This is a genomic window from Planctomyces sp. SH-PL14, assembly GCF_001610835.1.
Classification (GTDB): domain Bacteria; phylum Planctomycetota; class Planctomycetia; order Planctomycetales; family Planctomycetaceae; genus Planctomyces_A.
Map to the genome: position 1 here is coordinate 4,211,754 of NZ_CP011270.1, position 17,739 is coordinate 4,229,492.

Consider the following 17,739-nt stretch of genomic DNA (forward strand, 5'->3'; position numbering starts at 1 on the left):
GGAATGAGGTTTTCCTGCTAAGCTGCAGAGCATGATCCCAGATGAAATTCTCGAAACGCTCCGCCAGCTCCGGCTGCGGATTCAGCGGTACGTCCTGGTCGAAGGGATCGCGGTCGTCCTCGTCGCCGCCTGCCTCTTCTTCTGGCTGACGCTCGGAGCCGACGCGATCCACTTTGAGCTCCGCAAACTGGAGCTCCCGAGCTGGTTCCGCCGCGGGGCGCTCCTGCTGGCGGCCTGCACGCTCGTGTTCCTCGTCGCCACCTGGATCCTCGGCCGGTACTTCCGCGGCTTCGGCCAGCGGGCCCTGGCGCTCGTCCTCGAACGCCGCTTCCCCCAGCTCGACGAGCGGCTCATCACCGCGATCGATCTCGCCGCCGCGCCGCAGATCCAGCGGACCCCGGTCAGCGCCGTCCTGATGCAGCGGACCGTCGCCGATGCCGTAACGTCGCTCCGGAACCTCGATCTCGGCCAGGTCTTCGACCCCCGCCCGCTGCGGCACATGCTCACCGCCGCTGGGGTCCTGATCGCGTCGGTGATCGGCTTCGGCGTGATCAACTCGGCCGGGTTTCAGCGGTGGTACAGCGCGTTCATCGTGGGCCGGGAGGACTACTGGCAGCCGTACCGCCAGAGCCTGATGGAGGTCTATGTCGTCGCCCAGCCGGGGGACCGCGTCCGCCAGTTCGACAAGGACCTCGTCTACAAACACCCCAAGGGAGCGGACCTGACGCTCGTCGCGCAGTCCCCCGAAGGCAAGACCGTCCCGGAGCGAGCGACCCTCAGCTACCGCGCCTTCGCGACCGGCGGGACCTCCCGCGGATCGGTCACCATGACCCGCACCGGGGACCGGGAGTTCCGGCAGTCGCTGAGCCGCGTCATCGAGAATCACGACCTGTGGGTCAGCGGCGGGGACTTCATCAACCCGGAGCCGTACCGGATCCAGATCGTCGAGCTGCCGAAGATCGACCAGCTTCAGCTCGTCTGCGACTACCCGAGCTACACCGGGATGGACTCGCTGGAAGACCAGCCGGTCCCGGTCGTCGGGACGCAGGCCTCGCTGCCGATGGAGACGAAGTTCTGGCTGGAGGCGACCCTCAACAAGCCGATCCGCCGCGCCTGGATCCGGACGAAGGCGTTCGAGCTGAACTGCCAGGCCGACTCAGGAGCCGACGGAGCCGCGACCGTCACCTTCCCCGCCAACGCGGCCGAAGGGCAGAGCGGAGCGACGGCGGTCGTCTCCAAGGACTCCTGGATCTCGCCGGACGGTCTCAAGCTCCGCGTCCCGCTGCACGTCACCGCCACCGCGACGGAGCGGCTCGCCGCCCTTCGCAAAGGGGAAGAGCCTCCGAAAGACGCTGCGCCGTACGTTCCGCTTCCGCCGGACTCACTGCTCCAGATCAGCTTCGAGGATCTCGACGACGTCGTCAGCCTGGAGCCGATCCCGCTGACGATCGCCGGGATCGTCGACCGCGAGCCGGTCGTGGAAGTCCGGCTGAGCGGCGTCGGATCGGCCGTGACCCGCACCGCCAGCATCCCGGTTACCGGGCGGATCGTTGACGACTACGGCGTCCGCAAGGCGGAGTTTGGAACCCGCGTCGACGAGGCGACGGAATTCACCCCCGCGCCCGTCACCCAGCCGGCCCGCGGCGAAAAGGAGTTCCTCCTCAAGGGGAACGAGGACGGCCGGTCCGAACGGTTCAACGTCCTGAAGCTGGAGCTGAACGAGGGACAGAAGCTCGCGCTGACGGTCTTCGGCGAGGACGGCGACACGATCAACGGTCCGCACCGGGCCCACGGCGAGGTCTACAGCTTCACGATCGTCTCCTCCGACGAGCTCCTGGCCCGTCTGTACGACAAGGAGCTGAACCTACGACTGCGGTTCGAGCAGATCATCGAGGAGACGCAGCGGCTGCGGGACGACCTCGAGAAGCACCGGACCAAGGCGGATCAGCGGCAGACGCTCCGCGGCCAGACCGGCCTCGACACCGCCGCCCGCGACACCCTCGCTCAGCTCGAGATCGACGTCCGGGCCTGTGCGGAGCGGATGCTGCTCCTGGAGCGGAAGAACCACACCGAGTGCCGGTCGATCGCGGCCTCCTTCCGCGACATCCGGGATGAGATGGTCAACAACCGCGTCGACACCTCGTCGCTCCTGGAGCGGATCGACCAGGGGATTCTCGCCCCCTTCGAGACGCTCACCGAGACCGACTATCCGGGGCTCGACGAGCACCTGGGGGTCTTCCGGCTGTTCGAGGAGCGGCGGCAGGACCCGCGGCCGGAGATGGACCTTTCGCTCCAGACGCTCGATGGAATGCTGGCCCGCATGCAGCAGATCCTGTCGGTCATGCAGCGGCGGGAGACGGTCAACGAGCTCATCAAAGTCCTGCAGGACATTTACGACCGCCAGAAGAAGATCAACGACGAGACGCAGAAGCAGCAGCAGCGCGAGGCCTTTGACAAGCTGGGGCTGTAGCGGGCGGCGAATCCGGACTGGCTGCGTCGACCTTGCCGGTTGGTGGTTCGGAATCGGACCGGGCCCTGCGACTTCCTCGATGCCGCGCCGCCGGACGCATCGGAGGTTGCCCCTCTGGGAAGGCGCTCGTAGACTTCAGAATCGACCCGTGGAGACTCTTCATGACGCGGCTTCTGACGTTGGCAATTGTGTGCGCAGTGGGCTGGACGGCCGGCCCTAGCCCGGCGTTCGCGCAGAACACCTCCCGGGTGGAGACCGTCAAGAGTGAAGACGGGATGGGGATCCGCTTCACGTACTATCCCGCGATGAAGGAAAAGGGGACTCCCCAGGACGCGCCGGTCGCGATCCTGCTCCACGGAGCCGGCGGAAGCCGGATCGTCTGGGACAAGGGCTCGGCACCGACCGGCGGCAAGTCGTTTCCGGAGACGCTTCAGGACGCCGGTTTCGCCGTCCTGACGGTCGACCTCCGCAAGCACGGCGAGAGCGTCCCGACCGGCGGCGACGCCAAGATCTTCCCGACCGACTACCAGGCGATGGCGCTCGGCGACCTCGTGGCAATCAAGGCCTTCCTGAAGGACGAGCACCAGAAGAAGGCGCTCAACATGGGGAAGATCGGGATTGTCGCGGCCGACATGTCGTGCCCGGTCGCCGCCGCGTTTGCCGAGTACGACTGGAAGGCGACCCCCTATGACGACGCGCCGGTCCTGGCCAACCGGACGCCGCGGGGTCAGGACGTGCGGGCGCTCGTCTTTCTCTCTCCGGACTCGACGGCCGGCCGCCTGAAGACGACCGCCTCGGTCAACTTCCTCCGCGCCAAGGAATTCAACATTGCCTTCTTCGGGATTGCCGGGGCGACCGACGCCCAGGACAAGGGGCAGACCAAGAAGCTCTACGAGCTCTTCAAGAGCGGGAGCAAGGGAGAAGAAGGGGCGGCGGCCGACCGGTTCTTCATCAGCGAGCCGAAGCTCAAGGACCGCGGCACCGATCTCCTGCGGAAGGCTCCGGCGGCGGTCGAAACCCCGATGTTCAACTTCCTCGTGAAGTACGTGAAAGAGGTCGTGCTCCCGTGGCAGGACCGCCGCAGCAAGCTGGAGCGGTAGGGGAAGTGCGGGAGGACTAGGGACTAGGGACTAGGGACTAGGGACTAGGCGATGAGGTCGGATTACTTCCCTGGACCCTAGACTCTCGTCCCTCGACCCTTTCCATGCCGTCCCTTCTCGTCACGCTCTGCACCTACAACGAGCGTGAGAACATCGAGCGTCTGCTCCCCGAGATCTTTGCCGCGGCGCCGCAGGCGCACGTTCTCGTCATCGACGACAGTTCTCCGGACGGGACGGGGCAGTACGCCCAGGGGATCTCCGAGCAGGATCCGCGGGTGCATGTTCTCCACCGGCCCGTGAAGGAGGGGCTGGGCGCTGCGACGGCCGCCGGGATGCAGTGGGGGATTGATCACGGGTACGAGCTGCTGCTCAACATGGATGCCGACTTTTCGCATCCGCCGCGGTACATCCCGGACCTCGTGGCCGCGATGGACCGGGCGGATGTCGCGATCGCCTCCCGCTACGTTCCCGGGGGAAAGATCGTGAACTGGGGGCTGAAGCGGCATGTGATGAGCCGCACGATCAACTTCTACGCCCGGGTGATCCTGGGGCTGTCGACGCGGGACAACAGCGGAAGTTTTCGCTGTTACCGGGCGTCCAAGCTGGCGGAGATTCAGCCGAGCCGGCTGCGGGCGAAGGGCTACGCGATTCAGGAAGAGTTGCTCTATCGTTGCCGCAAGGTGGGCTGCCGTTTCGTCGAGGTCCCGTTCACGTTCGAGGAGCGGCGGTTCGGCACGACGAAGATCAGTCTCAAGGAGGCGATCGACGCTCCGCTGGCGCTGCTGAAGATCCGTCTGCAGGGATATCCGCGCCTGCCGGTACGACGTTAATAGCTCAAACCCAACGTGCTGCGGCCGCTGGGGTCAAGGGGGCCACGCCCCCTTGCCGCCGGAGGCACTTTCGTAGCGGAACCGTGGGACATAACGGGCGTTCCCTTTGTGGTACCGGCGTTGAGAACTCACCGCTCGCTTTACAATCCTCGCCGGTTGGTGAGGGGGGCATCCGGTACGGTGCCCGCGCTTGGACACGCCTTCCTTCAGACATCTCTCGACGGCCAGGCCTCCGGCGGGCAAGAGGGCGTTGCCCCCTTGCATCCCCCACCAGGGTGCCCCTGGACCCGGCTTAGAAGGGTCGTCGTCTGGAATCGAACTCCTCCGACAACCTCCCTATCCTTTGGGGACTTTCTTTACCTCCATCAACCCAACATCGCCCATGCCCGCGGAAACTGCCCTCATCACCGGAGCCTCGTCAGGCATTGGCTGGGAACTGGCCGAACTCTTCGCCCGCGACAAATCCAACCTCGTCCTCGTCGCCCGCCGCGTCGACCGGCTCGAAGAACTCGCCACCCGTCTCCGACAACAGCACGGCATCACAGTCGAAGTCTTCGCCCAGGACCTGAGCATCCCGGGAGCCTCCGACCGCGTCCTCGAGTTCACTCGGACCAAAGGCCTCGAGATCGATGTCCTCGTCAACAATGCCGGCTTCGGCACGCACGGGTACTTCGACGAAATCCCCGTCGAGCGGCAAGTGGCGATGCTCCAGGTCAACGTCGTCGCCTTGACGCACCTCTCCCGGCTCTACGCCCCAGGAATGATCGCGCGCCGCCGCGGCCACATCCTCAACATCGGCTCGACCGCCAGCTTTCAGCCCGGCCCAAACCTCAGCACCTACTACGCCAGCAAGGCCTACGTCCTCTCGTTCACGCACGGACTGGCCGAGGAACTCAGCGGAACCGGCGTGACCGCCACCTGCCTCTGTCCCGGCCCGACCGAGACCGGCTTCGGCGAAGACTCCGGAATGAAGAACACGCTGATCTTCCGCATGAACCTCATGGGAGTGAAGGCGGTCGCCGCCACCGGCTACCGCGCCATGCGGACGGGCCGCGGACAGGTCGTCCCCGGCCTCATGAACAAGGTCGGGGCGTACTTCGGCTCGATCACTCCCCGCTGGATCGTGCGGAAGGTGACCCGCCAGCTCCAGACGCTCCCGCCGCGGAGCGGCCGCTGAGAGATCCCCTCGTCACGGTCCGGCCATGTTCCGATTTCGATTGCCGCTCGCGCTCGTCGCCCTGCTCCTGCTCGCTGCCGGGTGCCCGTCGACGAATTTCACCGAGTACCCGATCGATCCCCAGGAAGCCCGGACACTGATGACCCTTGTCCTGAAGAGCTGGAAAGAGGGAAAACCGCCGGACTTCCTGCGGATGCGGCAGCCGGAGATCGTCGTCCAGGACTTCGACTGGTCGACCGGCCGGCGGCTCGTGTCGTATGAGGTCGTCGGCCGCGAGCGGATCGTCCACTCGCAGCTCGAAGTCCAGGTCGAGCTGGTCCTGGAGCACGCGGGGACGCGGACGAACGTCGCCGCCCGCTACCTCATCGGCAATGATCCGGTCATCACCGTCTTTCGGCAGTGAGCACGGCCGGCCGCGGGACTCTCACTTCGCCTTCGTCCCCCGCACCACCATGTATTCCCGCGCCGGGACCGCTTCGACGCCCTGGAACAGTTGCGACATCCGGGCCAGGAACCAGTCCGCCTGCTTCGAGACCATGTAGACCCGCCCGCCCGGCTTGAGTGCCGCGTGGGCCGCCATGACGAACAGATTGGCGATCTTGTACTGCGAATAGTACGGCGGGTTCCCGACCGCCACGTCGAAGCTCGCGGGGCTGTCGATCTTTCCCGCCGCCTCCAGCCGCGCGGTGACTGTCGTCAGGCCGTTGAGTTCCGCCCCCTTGCGAAGGGCCGCGATCGCCCGGCAGTTCGAGTCGATCCCTTCGACCTCGACGCCTGGCTGCCGCAGGGCGGCCGCCAGCCCGACTGCGCCGGAGCCGCAGCCGATGTCGAGGAACCGGTCCCCTTCGCGGACTTCCATGACTTCCAGGAGCGCCCGCGCTCCCAGGTCGAGCTTGCGGTGGCTGAAGACACCGGGGCGGCTGATCGCTTTGACGAGGCGTCCCTGGTCGCGGAAGGCGAAGTCGGACTCGAAGTCCCGTTCCCGCTTGAGCTGGGCGGTCTTGCGGGCCTCGTAGACGACTCCGCCGCGGCGGGAATGCCGTTCGACGTGCTTGAAGAGGAGTTGCAGCTGGTCGCGCAGCCATGTGTCCTTGTAGTTGTCGCTGCTGGCGAGGAGCGTCCCGCCGACCTTGAGCCGCATGTGGGCCTGCTGGAGCCACTCGCGGTTCAGTTCCGCCTCGCCGTTACGGGTGATGGGAACGGCGGTCAGGTCGAACTCTCCGGCCGGAAGGTCCGTTTCGCAGGTGACCTCAAGGTTCGGGGCCGAGGCCCGGTGGTAGTCGCGGGACTCTTCGGCGGCATAGAGGTCGAGGACGTTGCAGACGACGCGGGATTCCGGGTTGGCTTGGGCGAGGTGGGCCGCGAACTGGGCGCGACCGACGGTGCAGCAGAGGGCGGAGGCGAGGGGCTGCGGCTTCCAGAAGTCGATCAGGTGCTGCTCGGAGCGGGGTGTCCGGAGCACACCCAGGCTGTAGAGGTCTTCTTCGCGGACCTCGAAGTCGTCGAAGTCCTCATCCGCGTCGTCGGCCGGTCCGTAGGACCGTTCCGCCGATGGAGCGGGGGTGGGCGGCGGAGAGCGGCGAGGCTTGCCCGGACGAGACGCTCCGGGGCGTGGATTGGCGGATTTGGCAGGTCGGCGGGGCTTCATTCGGGGGAGTGTGCCGCATCCTGTCGCACGGGGCCAGCGTGAACCCCGTCGTTGCCGGCACAGCTATGCCACCTCAAGCCCAATGTGCGACGGCAGCCGGGGTCAAGGGGGTGACCCCTTGCCGCCGGAGGCGCTTCCATGAGGAACCGTGGTCGGCGACGGACGTCCGCTTTGTGGAGCCGGCGTTGAGGACTCGCCGTTCGCTCTGGACTCTCCGTGGGTTGATGTGGGGGCATTCGACACGTTGTCCGCGTTTGGACACACACTCCTTCCGACGGTGCCCGACGAGACAGGCCTCCGGCGGGCAAGGGGATTCTCCCCCCTGCACCCCCTGACCAGGGTGCCCCTGGACCCGGTTAGGGCTATGCCTTGGAGAAAAACTCACCTACCGCGCGTCACGCTGCACCAGCAGAATCGACGTGTCGTCGTGACGGCCAATCCCCTTCGTGAAAGCATTGGAGTCGTGGAACAGGCACTCCAGGCACTCGTCGAGCGGCCGGGAGCGCGTGCGCGTCATCGAGCCCGAGACGCCATGGTTGCCGAACTGATTCGTCGCACTGTCACCAAAGGCTTCGATCAGGCCGTCCGAGAACAGAGCCAGCCGGCAATGCGACGGCAAGGTGAGCGTCCGGGTCTCGTACTCGACCTCGTCCATGATCCCCAGCGGCAGTCCGGGATCTTCCTCGGTCCCGACCGCCGTGACCGCGCCCGTCTCCAGGTCCTGCAGAAGCGGGACCGGGTGACCCGCCGAACACCACTTGAACGTGTGGGTCGCAATGTCCAGCACGCCGTACAGCAGCGTGATGAACCCGCCGTCCTCGTTGACGATCCGCTGGTTGAAGATCTGGCGGTTGACGAGCGTCACGAACCGGGCCGGATCGCGGAAGTCGTTCTCGCGGATCATCCGGATCAGGGTGTGCATCGTCATGATCGACATGCACGCCTTCATCCCGTGGCCCGATGCGTCCCCCACCAGAACGACGATGTTGTCCCCGGTGAGCGAGAACGCGTCGTAGTAGTCCCCCCCGGCCAGCGTCACCGGCTGCCCGCCGAAGACGCGAATCTGGGACGACTCGTACCGCGCGGTGATCTGATAGCCGTCCGGACTGCTGATCGACTGCGGGATGATCGATTCCTGGAGCTTGCGGACCGATTCGATTTCCCGCCGGAGCTGCTGCGAGATCTGCTTCTCCCGCTCGGCTGAGACCTGTCGGACCGCCCCTTCCAGCATGGCGTGGAGCAGGAACAGGTAGTCCCCCTGGACATCGCGGATGACGTAGGACCGCAGCCCCGCCGTCAGGAACTGAGCGATGCGGTAGACCCCCTCGGAGTGGCAGGCCCCGACGATCGGCGTCCCCGGCCGCTGCTCTTCGACCTCCTGGAACAGCCGGAAGGCGTGGTCGGGATCGGGATGCGTGGTCGTCATCAGGATGACGTCCCACGGATCTTCGGAACGGACGGCGGCGAGGAAGGCCTCCGGATCGAGCGTCGTCGAGACGACTCCCTCATCGACGTTCAGGTACATCTGGAGCAGTTCGATCTGCTCCGCGTCATCCCACAACACCAGGGTTCGCATCAAATGTCCTTGTCGCCGCCCCCCGCGTGGCGCAGGGGACCGGCCTTCCGATTACTTCCACGAGAAAAGTGCCGCGGTCGTCGGCAAGCGGCCGGGCGAAAGAGGTTGGTTCGTTCGCGACTGCCTGGAGTGCTCGTTCCGTCGAAAGGGGCTACCGGTGGTCGGCCGGTTTGACGCCCTTGACGAAGCCACCGAAGCCGAACTTCGTCGGCTTGAACTCGCCGACGAGGTCGATGTTGAGGCGGTCCGTGATCTGGTCCTCCATTCCGAGGGCCCAGTAGGTCGCGTTGACCAGCATCCGGCGGACACCGGTGTTCTCGAAGTCGGTCGCAGCTCCCATGGTGGTCGTGAAGATCCGCGAGGCCTTGCCGGACTTGCCGGTGTAGGACTTAGTCCAGGCGACCGGCATCATCGGATCGTTCTTAGCCCCTTCGAGCGGAGCGTCGTCCGCCTTCATGCCGACGAGGACCTGTCCCAGGACGATCGGCTTCGAGTCTCCCGGCAGGGGGAGCTTGACGGTGTAGACGTCGGTCGGCCCCCAGATCTCTCCCGCCTTGATGCCGCGGACGATGGGATGGTTTTCTTCTCCCGGAGCCGCGATACCCCGAGTGCTTTCCTTGCCGTGGACGCCGTGGTGGGCGACCCAAGTTTCACCGAGGACGCGGCGGCCGAACCCGCCGTCGGGCTTGTTCCAGCTGTAGTCCTGATAGCTCGACTGGCCGTCGAGGTTGAAGGCGTGCGTGGAGGTCCGCAGGGCGACGATCGGCTTGCCGGACTCAACGTAGTCGACGAAGTGTTTCATCTGCGCGTCGGGCAGGTTGCGGAACCGCGTGCAGAGGATCATCAGGTCGGCGGTGTCGAGCGCCTCGAGTCCCGGAATGTTCTTCTGGTAGTCCGGTTTGATCTCGCCGGTCGCGGGGTCGACCGGGAACAGCACCGTGCACTTGAAGCCGTGGTGCGTCGCCAGCATTTTGCCGAGCTGGGGGAGGGTTTCCTCCGAGCGGTATTCGTCGTCGCCGCTGACGAGGACGATGTGTTTTCCTTTTCCGGGGCCTTCTTTCCCTTCGTAGACGACCCATTCCTGGTCGGCCTGGGCGAGACCGGCGCTCAGGACGGTCCATCCCAGCAGACTCAACAACCACGCGCGACGACCCGGCATAAGACGCTCCCCGGGCGGAAGGCGGCACGAGGGCCTTCCGCGATCCCTGTTTCGTGACGGCGAATCACAGTGACTGTTGTCGGGTGTGCCCGGACGATTCGCAACAGTGTGCACGCGAAGAATGCGGCGGGCGTTCGAGGGACGGTGATCGGGCCGGGGTGGTTATGCGGTGGGCCAGATTTCGAAGCCGTTCAGTTCACCGACGGCGACTCCGTCGGTGACGTCGACGGACTGGATGTTTCGCTGGAGGCGGTGGGCGATGTCATCGAGGAGGGTTTCGACGTCTTCTTCGCAGCCTTGGGCGACGAGTTCGACGCGGCCGTCGTGGAGGTTGCGGACGTAGCCAGCGACGCCGGGGATGTGGCGGGCGAGGCCTTGGACGGTGGCTCGGAAGCCGACGCCTTGGACGCGGCCGGAGTAGAAGATGCGGCGGGTGAGGCGGGGGGAGGTGGGCATGGGGGACGTGGAGTCAGGGAGGTAGGCGGGAGGTTCCACGATCATCGCGACCGGGTTGAAGCGAGGAAAGTTCACCCCTCACCGGGTCCAGGGGCACCCTGGTGGGGGATGCAAGGGGGCAACGCCCTCTTGCCCGCCGGAGGCCTGGCCGTCGAGAGATGCCTGAAGGAGTCCGTGTCCGAGCGCGGACACCGTGCCGGATGCCCCTCACCAACACGTCCTCGAATACACAGCGAGCGTGGAGTCCTCAACGCCGGTACCACAAAGCGGTCGTCCGTTGCTTACCGCGGGTCCTCACAGAAGTGCCTCCGGCGGCAAGGGGGTGAGACCCCCTTGACCCCAGCGGCCGTGGCACATTGGGTTTGAGCTATGGAGTCGTGCCGGCAAGCGTGGTTCTCAGATCAGCGGCCCTACGCCATCGTCCACGACCACCCGGCAATCCGGCAAACTCTCCCGAAAAATCCGCCCGTAATACTTCGTCCGCATCCGCGGATCCAGAATCGCCACCACTCCCGTATCCGTCCGACTCCGAATCAACCGCCCGAACCCCTGCCGCAACTTGATCGCCGCCTCCGGCACCTGATACTCCATGAACGGGTTCCCCCCCCGCTCGCGAATCCGCTCCACCCGGGCCTCCAGCAGCGGATGATCCGGCACACTGAACGGCAGCTTCGTGATAATCACGTTCTGCAGCGCATCCCCGGGAACATCCACTCCCTGCCAGAACGTATCCGTGCCGAACAAGACCGCCCGGCCATCCTGCCGAAACCGGTCCAGCATCAGCGAACGGTTCTGTCCCTGCCCCTGCGTCAGCAGCAGATAGTTGTGCTCGGCGCACCACCCCGTCAGCCGGTCGGCACACCCCTTGAGCATCTTGTAGCTCGTGAACAGCACGAACGCCCGGCCGTCGGTGTGGAGGATGTATCGCTTGATCCGCTCGATACACGCCTCTTCAAAGGCCCGCGCCTGCTCCGTCGGATCCGGCATCCGGTCCGCCAGGATCAGCGTCGCCTGCTTCTTGTAGTCGAACGGACTGCCGAGCTTCACCTCGTCGGTCTTCGTCAGCCCCACGCGGGTCCGGAAGAACGAAAAGTCCTCGCGCCCCACCGAGAGCGTCGCACTCGCCAGGATCACCGACGGAATCTTCCCGAACAGCTCGTCCCGCAGCGTCGGCCCGACCTCAATCGGCGAGCAGTACAGTGAAACCGAAGGAATCCGCCCGTGCGTCTCCTCGACCCAGTAGGCGGAATCGTCAAACCGCTGCGCCATCCAGCCGGCCAGCGATAGCGCCAAACCGTCGATCCGGTCCGCGGCGGCGACGAGCTCGATCTTCTGCTCTTCTTGGGAGACCTGGTTCTCCGCGTAGGTCCGGATCATCGACGAGAGCGTGTACATCTCGGGCGAGATGATGTCCGGAATCGGACATGGTTTCCGGAGCCGTCCGTTCGCCGCGGCGTTCTCCTGCTTCCACTCCGTGAGGTCGTGGAAGAACTCCGTGAACAGGGCCCGCAGCCGCATCACCAGCTTCTGGGCGTCCCCCAGGTTGTGGGCCAGCAGGAGCCCCTTCTGCGTCCGGTCGTTGTAGAGCTTGTTGAACAGGTAGTTCGCCTGCCCGCTCGTCACCGAGACCCCCAGGTGATCCCCCGCCACCCCTTCGAGGGTGTGGGCCTCGTCCAGGATCGCGACGTCGTACTCCGGCAGGACGCTCGCCCCCTCGCGACGGAGGGCGAGGTCCGAGAAGAACAGGGCGTGGTTCACGACGAGAAGGTCGGCGTTCCAGACCCGCCGCCGGGCCTTGTAGTAGAAGCAGTCGTCGTAGGTCGGACACCGCCGCCCCAGGCAGTTGCCGTGCTCGCTCCGGACCTCGTCCCACACGGTCCCGAGCGGGCGGAAGTCGAGATCGGCGAGACTCCCGTCGGTCGTCTGCCGGCTCCAGGCGCGGAGCTCCCGCGTCTGGATGAGTTCCTCTTCCTTCTCGAAGAGGACGCTCGACCGCTCCGTCGCCCCCTGCATCCGCCGCAGGCTGACGTAGTTGCTCCGCCCCTTCACCAGCACCGCGGAGAACTCGATCGGCAGGACCGCGTTCAGGAACGGGATGTCCCGCGCGATGAGCTGCTCCTGCAGGCTGATCGTGTGCGTGCTGACGACGATCTTCTTCCGCTTCCGGTCGGGAGGCTGCTGGCCCGCCGCCAGGATCGCTGGGACGAGATAGGCGAAGCTCTTGCCGACGCCGGTCCCCGCCTCGACGACGAGATGCCGCTGCTCCGCGATCGCGGCCGCCACGGCATCCGCCATTTCGATCTGCTCGGGCCGGCTCTCGTAGTTCGTCAGCCGCCGCGCAATGAAACCCTTCGGCCCGAGAACGTCGGCCGGGGTCAGGATCGAGGTTTCTCCGTCCGCCATCAACTCGACCTGCCGAATCCGACGAGACAGATGTCGTCCCGCGAGTTGCCCTGCGGATCAAACTCCTCGACATCCGTGACGATCCGCTTGATGACGTCGTCGATGCGGGACAGCGGCTCCTTGAGAACTGCCTCCAGCCGCTGGCGGCCGTAGATCTTCCCGGCGTCGTTCATCGCCTCGGTGATCCCGTCGGTGAAGGTCACCATCACGTCCCCCGCTTCGATCGGGACCGTGAGCTCGTTGTAGACGGTGTCCCCCAGGATCCCCAGCGGGAGACCGGATTGCTCCTTGCCGATCGCCCGCACTTCGCCGCTGGCCTTCCGCAGCAGCGGCGTCAGGTGCCCGGCGTTCACGATCGTCAGGGTGTGCTGTGTGAGGTCGATCACCACCGTCAGGAAGGTGATGAACCGGTGCCCGAGTCCGCTGGAGGCGATGTCGGCATTGAGGTTCGACACCGCCTGCCCAGGACGGGGGCAGGACAGGAGCTGGTAGCGGGTCGCGGAATAGAGCCGGGCCATCAGGAGGGCGGCCGGCATCCCCTTCCCGGCGACATCGCCGATCGTGACCGCCAGCCGGCCGTCCGGAAGCAGGATGTAGTCGAAGTAGTCCCCGCCGACCCCCTGGGCCGCCTCGTAGTAGTCGCAGAACGTGTACGGCGCGAGCTTGGGGCGGCTCTTCGGCAGAAAGCCCATCTGGACCTGCGTGGCGAACTCGAGGTCCCGCTCCAGGGCCCGCCGCTCGACCGCCTCCTCGTGCAGCCGCGCGTTCTGGAGCGTCAGCGACGCCTGCGAGGCGAGGCTCTCCAGGAGGTCCAGGTCGTCGCCGTTGAACTCCCGCTCGGCATCCTGGGTCACGATCTGGATGACGCCGATCGCCTTGTCATCCTCGTCCACGAGGGGGACGCACATCATCGATTTGATCTGCATCCGGCTGAACGCCACGCTCCGGTTGAACCGGGAGTCGGCGGTCACGTTCTCGCTCAGGATCGACTCCCCGGTCTTCATGACGTGCCGGACGACCGTCATGCTCACCGCGACCGCCTCCGAGACGTTCGGCCCGCGGGAGAGCGACGCCTTGACCTTGAGCCGCTCCGAGTCCTGGTCCTGCAGGAGCACGAACCCCTGGTCGGCATGGGGAAAGATGTTGAACAGCGTCGTCAGGACTTTGGGGAGGACCTGCTCGACGGCGAGCTCCCGCCCGAGGGCCCGGGTGATCTCGAGGATCGCCTTCAGCTTGACGTCCGGGTTCACGATCGACCGCTGCGCGTCGCCGCGGCCGGGGGCGATCTTGCGGCGGACCGACGAGGAGTCGAACAGCGGCTCCGCCGGCTCCGGCAGGAAGTAGATCCGGCTCTCGTCCAGGGTCGCCAGGTGCGAGATCTCGGACTCAATCGCCTTGGTCTCGACCGTGGGGGCCGCCTGGGTGTCGTCGTGGAACTCGTCGAACTTGAGGATCGTGTCGCAGATCCGGAGCTGGTCGCCATGCCGGAGCTGCACGCGGCCGTCCACCTCGACGCCGTTGACGAAGGTCCGGTTCCGGCTGCGGAGGTCCTCGACGTAGTAGTTGCCGTGTCCTTCCAGGATCTGGGCGTGCTGGCGGCTCACCGCCACGTTGTCGAGAACGACGTCGCACTGCGGGTGCCGGCCCAGCACGGTCCGCTCACCGAAGACGGGATGCACCGTCCCCGAGGCAGAACCTTTGACGACCAGCAGTTGAGCCACGCCCCACCTCTCGCGACAGATCGTCCGCAGGAATGCCCGGGCATTCTACGGCACGGACCGGCAATACGAAATGAGAGTTCCCCCGTGACCGGCTCCGGCGCAACGCGCCGTCCGTCAGCATTGCCTGGCGGGCCGCACGCCCCGCAGAAATCCGCCGGTTTTCGACATCACCGGCTACACCGCCGGCTGACCGGTGAAATAGGCGGGCTCGGAACCCACCCGCCACTTGATGTTGCAGCCGATGCTCGGCATCTGCGGCTCGACGATCGGCTTTCCGGCCAGGAGAGCGTCGCAGGCGGCCCGCAGATCGCGGCCGGTCGGCGTCTGGTTCGCCTTCGGCCGGGTCTCGTCGAACTGCCCGCGGTAAACGAGCTTGCGCCCCTTGTCGAACAGGAAGAAATCGGGCGTGCAGGCGGCCTGGAACGCCTTGGCGATCTCCTGCGTCTCGTCGTAGAGGTACGGGAAGACGTAGCCGGCCGTCTTGTGCTCGGTCTTCATCGCCTCCGGACCGTCCTGGGGGTAGGCGGCGGTGTCGTTCGAGCTGATCCCGACGATTGCCAGCCCCTTCCCGGAATACTCCCGGGCAAACTTCGCCAGTTCTTCCCGGAGATGAATCACGAACGGGCAGTGGTTGCACATGAAGACCACGAGCAGCCCGGGCGCCTCCGGAGAATCCTCCGAGGTGACAATCCGTCCGTCGACGTTCGGGAGTGCGAACTTGGGAAGGGAGCTCCCCAGGGCCAGCATGGTGGAGGCGGTCTTGACCATGACGAATACTCACACAATCCACGGGGGGGGACGGAATCAGCGCGATCCGGCGGCGCCTCTCGCGGCAGTGTCCTCGCTGAAACCCCGCCGGGCAAGCGGAGGGGCGGCCTGCCGTGTCCCGATTTGATACCGCGACCTCCGGGATCGACCTGATACGATTCCGCGGCGGTGCGGGCGCGGGGGCCGACATCGAAGACAGCGAAAACTTGGGGGGATGATGCCCAGCGGGTGGCAACGCGGCTTGCTCTGGATTCCGACGCTTTACCTCGCGTTCATTGCGATCTTCGCCTACAGCCAGTCTCTCTCCGCCGAAGTCGAGGTGTGGAAGCGAGACTTCGATCTCGTCTTCAAGGAGCAGGAGGAGGCGATCGACCGCAAAGACGCCGCCGCAGCCCAGCGGCTGGATGACGAGATCGAGCGGATTCGCGACCAGGCCGCGTCGCTCCAGACCCGATCGCTGGCCCTGGCGGGGGGCACGTTCGTCGCGATCCTGATCTTCGCATGGGCCACCTGGCAGGTAACGCAGGTCCCGTGGAGCGGCTGGGAAACGGCGGCCCGCTGGGCGATCCTCCTGGCTCCGGTCCAGACGCTCCTGGTGATGGCCGGCCTGAAGAGTCCCCAGCTCGCCTTCGTGTCCAAGGTCGCCCAGTTCGCGATCTCCCTCGGTCACGAGAGGGCGCTGGAGAAGATCTGCCGCTGGTCTGGAAACGACGACCTTGGCGAGCGGATCGGCAAGCTCTACGGCTGGTTCTATCGCTTCGTTCTGCTCATCGTGATCCTGGCGGCGACCGGGGGCCTGCGGCCGTTGCCCCCGGCGATGCGGGATCACCTGGTCACAATCGTCTTCGCGGTCGGCGGACTGTTCGTGCTCGCGCTCTCGATGACGCTCTGGACCTTGAGGACGCGGCTGATCAGGGACACGGCTGAATCGGATACGGAAGAGTCAGACGACCGTTACGACGATGAGTGATACGACGGACGCCGTCTCCGATCCGTGTGGATCTGTGTTCATCTGTGGCTCTTTACCCCTCCGAGCCGGTCCACGACCGGGCGAGCGCCGTGAACTGGTCCCCCCGGTCGGCGAAGTTCCGGAACCAGTCGAAGCTGGCGCACGCCGGTGAGAGCAGGATCACGTCGCCCGGGGCCGATTGCCGGACTGCCCAGGCGAACGCGTTCGCGAGATCCGTGGCCACATGTCGCGGAACAGTCGCCCCGCGCTGCCGCAGGTGCTGCTCCAGCGTCGCCGCCGTCTGCCCCATCAAGGCGACCGCTTTCGCTCGCCGGGCCAGCCCGTCGGCGAACGCCTCGAGGTCGACCTTCTTGTCGTACCCGCCCGCCAGCAGAATCACTGGCGCGTCGAACGCCTCCAGCGCGCACAGGGCCGACTCGGGCGTCGTCGCCAGCGAGTCGTTGTAGAAGCTCCGCCCGGCGACGACCGCCACCTTCTGGAGACGGTGTGGCAGCCCGACGAACGTCGGCAGGGCACCGCGGATGACCTCGTCGGCCACCCCCAGCGCCCGGACCGCCGCGATCGCCGCCGCCGCGTTCCAGCGGTTGTGCCGGCCTGGGAGCGGGAATAGTTCGTTCAGGTCGAACTCCGCCGCGCGACCCTCCTCGACGGCCATCGCGGCCCGATCGACAACCCGGGCTCCCTCGCCCGATAGCGGGGACTCGCCGAACCACCGGATCTGGCCGTGGGTCGGCCAGGACCGGACGTCCGGATCGTCCGCGTTCAGGACCGCGATGTCCGCCGGCCCCTGCCAGCGGAGGATCGTCTGCTTGGCGCGGCGGTAGTCGTCGAGGTCCGGATGCCAGTCGAGATGATTCGGGGCGAAGCTGGTGACGACCGAGAGGTGCGGACTCACGCGGAGCCGGTCGAGATCCGCCAGCATGAAGCTGCTCAGCTCCAGGACCACGTCGTCTCCCGGCCGGATCTCGTCCACGACGGGAAGCAGGCTCCGGCCGAGGTTCCCCCCCAGCCACGTCCTCCGGCCGGCCGCCGTCAGCAGATGATGGATGAGCGCGGTCGTGGTCGATTTCCCGTTGCTCCCGGTGACGCCGACGACCCGCCCCCGCTGGTGCTGCCAGAACAGGTTCATCTCGCTCGTCAACTCGACGCCCCGGCTCTCGGCGAGCCGGAGGAGGGGATGGTCCCGCCGGACCGCCGGGTTGACGACGATCAGGTCCGCCTCGGTGAAAAGCGACTCTGGATGCGCCCCAAGGACGAGCTGTTCCAATCGCGACTCATCGAACTGCGCCAGCGACTCCCGCAGGACCTCCCTCGATCGGAGATCGGTGACGCTGACCCGCGCCCCCCGCGTCAGGAGGAACTGAACCGCGCCGACGCCCCCGCCGAAGCCCCCCAGGCCCATCAGGGTGACGCGGCGGTTGGTGAGGGAGGGGGGCATGGAAGTCACAAGTATCAGGGATC

The 17,739-nt window shown here is 66.3% G+C and carries 14 protein-coding genes; 6 read left to right on the plus strand and 8 right to left on the minus strand.

All coding sequences use genetic code 11. The features are described from left to right. Positions 1 to 31 precede the first annotated feature (31 nt). From VT03_RS16240 to VT03_RS16260, 5 genes are all read left to right on the plus strand, one after another. Positions 32 to 2,470 (plus strand): hypothetical protein, encoded by a 2,439-nt coding sequence (locus VT03_RS16240; protein ID WP_075093946.1) that lies wholly within the window; start codon positions 32 to 34, stop codon positions 2,468 to 2,470. Positions 2,471 to 2,631: 161 nt separating this feature from the next. Next, entirely contained in the window at positions 2,632 to 3,570 is a 939-nt protein-coding gene (locus VT03_RS16245) for an alpha/beta hydrolase (RefSeq protein ID WP_075093947.1), read from the plus strand. A gap of 104 nt (positions 3,571 to 3,674) precedes the next feature. Next, complete coding sequence (locus tag VT03_RS16250) at positions 3,675 to 4,400, plus strand: polyprenol monophosphomannose synthase (RefSeq protein ID WP_075093948.1); 726 nt, start codon at positions 3,675 to 3,677, stop codon at positions 4,398 to 4,400. A gap of 382 nt (positions 4,401 to 4,782) precedes the next feature. Then, complete coding sequence (locus VT03_RS16255) at positions 4,783 to 5,577, plus strand: SDR family NAD(P)-dependent oxidoreductase (RefSeq protein WP_075093949.1); 795 nt, start codon at positions 4,783 to 4,785, stop codon at positions 5,575 to 5,577. A gap of 25 nt (positions 5,578 to 5,602) precedes the next feature. Continuing rightward, complete coding sequence (locus VT03_RS16260) at positions 5,603 to 5,980, plus strand: hypothetical protein (RefSeq protein ID WP_075093950.1); 378 nt, start codon at positions 5,603 to 5,605, stop codon at positions 5,978 to 5,980. Between the two features lie 21 nt (positions 5,981 to 6,001). Here VT03_RS16260 and VT03_RS16265 read toward each other — a convergent pair whose 3' ends face one another. From VT03_RS16265 to VT03_RS16295, 7 genes are all read right to left on the minus strand, one after another. After that, complete coding sequence (locus VT03_RS16265; RefSeq protein ID WP_075093951.1) at positions 6,002 to 7,225, minus strand: methyltransferase; 1,224 nt, start codon at positions 7,223 to 7,225, stop codon at positions 6,002 to 6,004. 385 nt (positions 7,226 to 7,610) lie between these two features. Continuing rightward, positions 7,611 to 8,801, minus strand: a complete 1,191-nt coding sequence (locus VT03_RS16270; protein ID WP_075093952.1) for a PP2C family protein-serine/threonine phosphatase — start codon at positions 8,799 to 8,801, stop codon at positions 7,611 to 7,613. A gap of 151 nt (positions 8,802 to 8,952) precedes the next feature. After that, entirely contained in the window at positions 8,953 to 9,960 is a 1,008-nt protein-coding gene (locus VT03_RS16275) for a ThuA domain-containing protein (protein WP_082846265.1), read from the minus strand. 162 nt (positions 9,961 to 10,122) lie between these two features. Beyond that, on the minus strand, positions 10,123 to 10,491 hold the full coding sequence (locus VT03_RS16280; RefSeq protein ID WP_197488972.1) for an acylphosphatase: 369 nt from the start codon (positions 10,489 to 10,491) through the stop codon (positions 10,123 to 10,125). Between the two features lie 321 nt (positions 10,492 to 10,812). Further along, on the minus strand, positions 10,813 to 12,819 hold the full coding sequence (locus VT03_RS16285; protein WP_075093954.1) for an ATP-dependent DNA helicase: 2,007 nt from the start codon (positions 12,817 to 12,819) through the stop codon (positions 10,813 to 10,815). Continuing rightward, on the minus strand, positions 12,819 to 14,540 hold the full coding sequence (locus VT03_RS16290; RefSeq protein WP_075093955.1) for a SpoIIE family protein phosphatase: 1,722 nt from the start codon (positions 14,538 to 14,540) through the stop codon (positions 12,819 to 12,821). Before VT03_RS16290 ends, VT03_RS16285 begins: the two co-directional genes overlap by 1 nt. A 174-nt stretch (positions 14,541 to 14,714) precedes the next feature. Further along, positions 14,715 to 15,308 (minus strand): thioredoxin family protein, encoded by a 594-nt coding sequence (locus VT03_RS16295; RefSeq protein ID WP_075093956.1) that lies wholly within the window; start codon positions 15,306 to 15,308, stop codon positions 14,715 to 14,717. A 241-nt stretch (positions 15,309 to 15,549) separates the two neighbouring features. On the opposite strand from VT03_RS16295, the gene VT03_RS16300 reads away from it, so the two are divergent. Next, positions 15,550 to 16,278 carry a hypothetical protein gene (locus tag VT03_RS16300; protein WP_156514547.1) on the plus strand — a complete coding sequence of 243 codons (729 nt, stop codon included), beginning with the start codon at positions 15,550 to 15,552 and terminating at the stop codon, positions 16,276 to 16,278. A 52-nt stretch (positions 16,279 to 16,330) separates the two neighbouring features. On the opposite strand, the gene murD is transcribed toward VT03_RS16300, so the two are convergent. Then, complete coding sequence (gene murD / locus VT03_RS16305) at positions 16,331 to 17,716, minus strand: UDP-N-acetylmuramoyl-L-alanine--D-glutamate ligase (RefSeq protein WP_075093958.1); 1,386 nt, start codon at positions 17,714 to 17,716, stop codon at positions 16,331 to 16,333. Positions 17,717 to 17,739 lie beyond the last annotated feature (23 nt).

Excerpts from the sequence above, each read along its gene's own strand:
- VT03_RS16240 (WP_075093946.1), top strand. The coding sequence starts at position 32 with ATGATCCCAGATGAAATTCTCGAAACGCTCCGCCAGCTCCGGCTGCGG.
- VT03_RS16245 (WP_075093947.1), top strand. The coding sequence starts at position 2,632 with ATGACGCGGCTTCTGACGTTGGCAATTGTGTGCGCAGTGGGCTGGACG.
- VT03_RS16250 (WP_075093948.1), top strand. The coding sequence starts at position 3,675 with ATGCCGTCCCTTCTCGTCACGCTCTGCACCTACAACGAGCGTGAGAAC.
- VT03_RS16255 (WP_075093949.1), top strand. The coding sequence starts at position 4,783 with ATGCCCGCGGAAACTGCCCTCATCACCGGAGCCTCGTCAGGCATTGGC.
- VT03_RS16260 (WP_075093950.1), top strand. The coding sequence starts at position 5,603 with ATGTTCCGATTTCGATTGCCGCTCGCGCTCGTCGCCCTGCTCCTGCTC.
- VT03_RS16265 (WP_075093951.1), bottom strand. The coding sequence starts at position 7,225 with ATGAAGCCCCGCCGACCTGCCAAATCCGCCAATCCACGCCCCGGAGCG.
- VT03_RS16270 (WP_075093952.1), bottom strand. The coding sequence starts at position 8,801 with ATGCGAACCCTGGTGTTGTGGGATGACGCGGAGCAGATCGAACTGCTC.
- VT03_RS16275 (WP_082846265.1), bottom strand. The coding sequence starts at position 9,960 with ATGCCGGGTCGTCGCGCGTGGTTGTTGAGTCTGCTGGGATGGACCGTC.
- VT03_RS16285 (WP_075093954.1), bottom strand. The coding sequence starts at position 12,819 with ATGGCGGACGGAGAAACCTCGATCCTGACCCCGGCCGACGTTCTCGGG.
- VT03_RS16295 (WP_075093956.1), bottom strand. The coding sequence starts at position 15,308 with ATGGTCAAGACCGCCTCCACCATGCTGGCCCTGGGGAGCTCCCTTCCC.
- murD (WP_075093958.1), bottom strand. The coding sequence starts at position 17,716 with ATGCCCCCCTCCCTCACCAACCGCCGCGTCACCCTGATGGGCCTGGGG.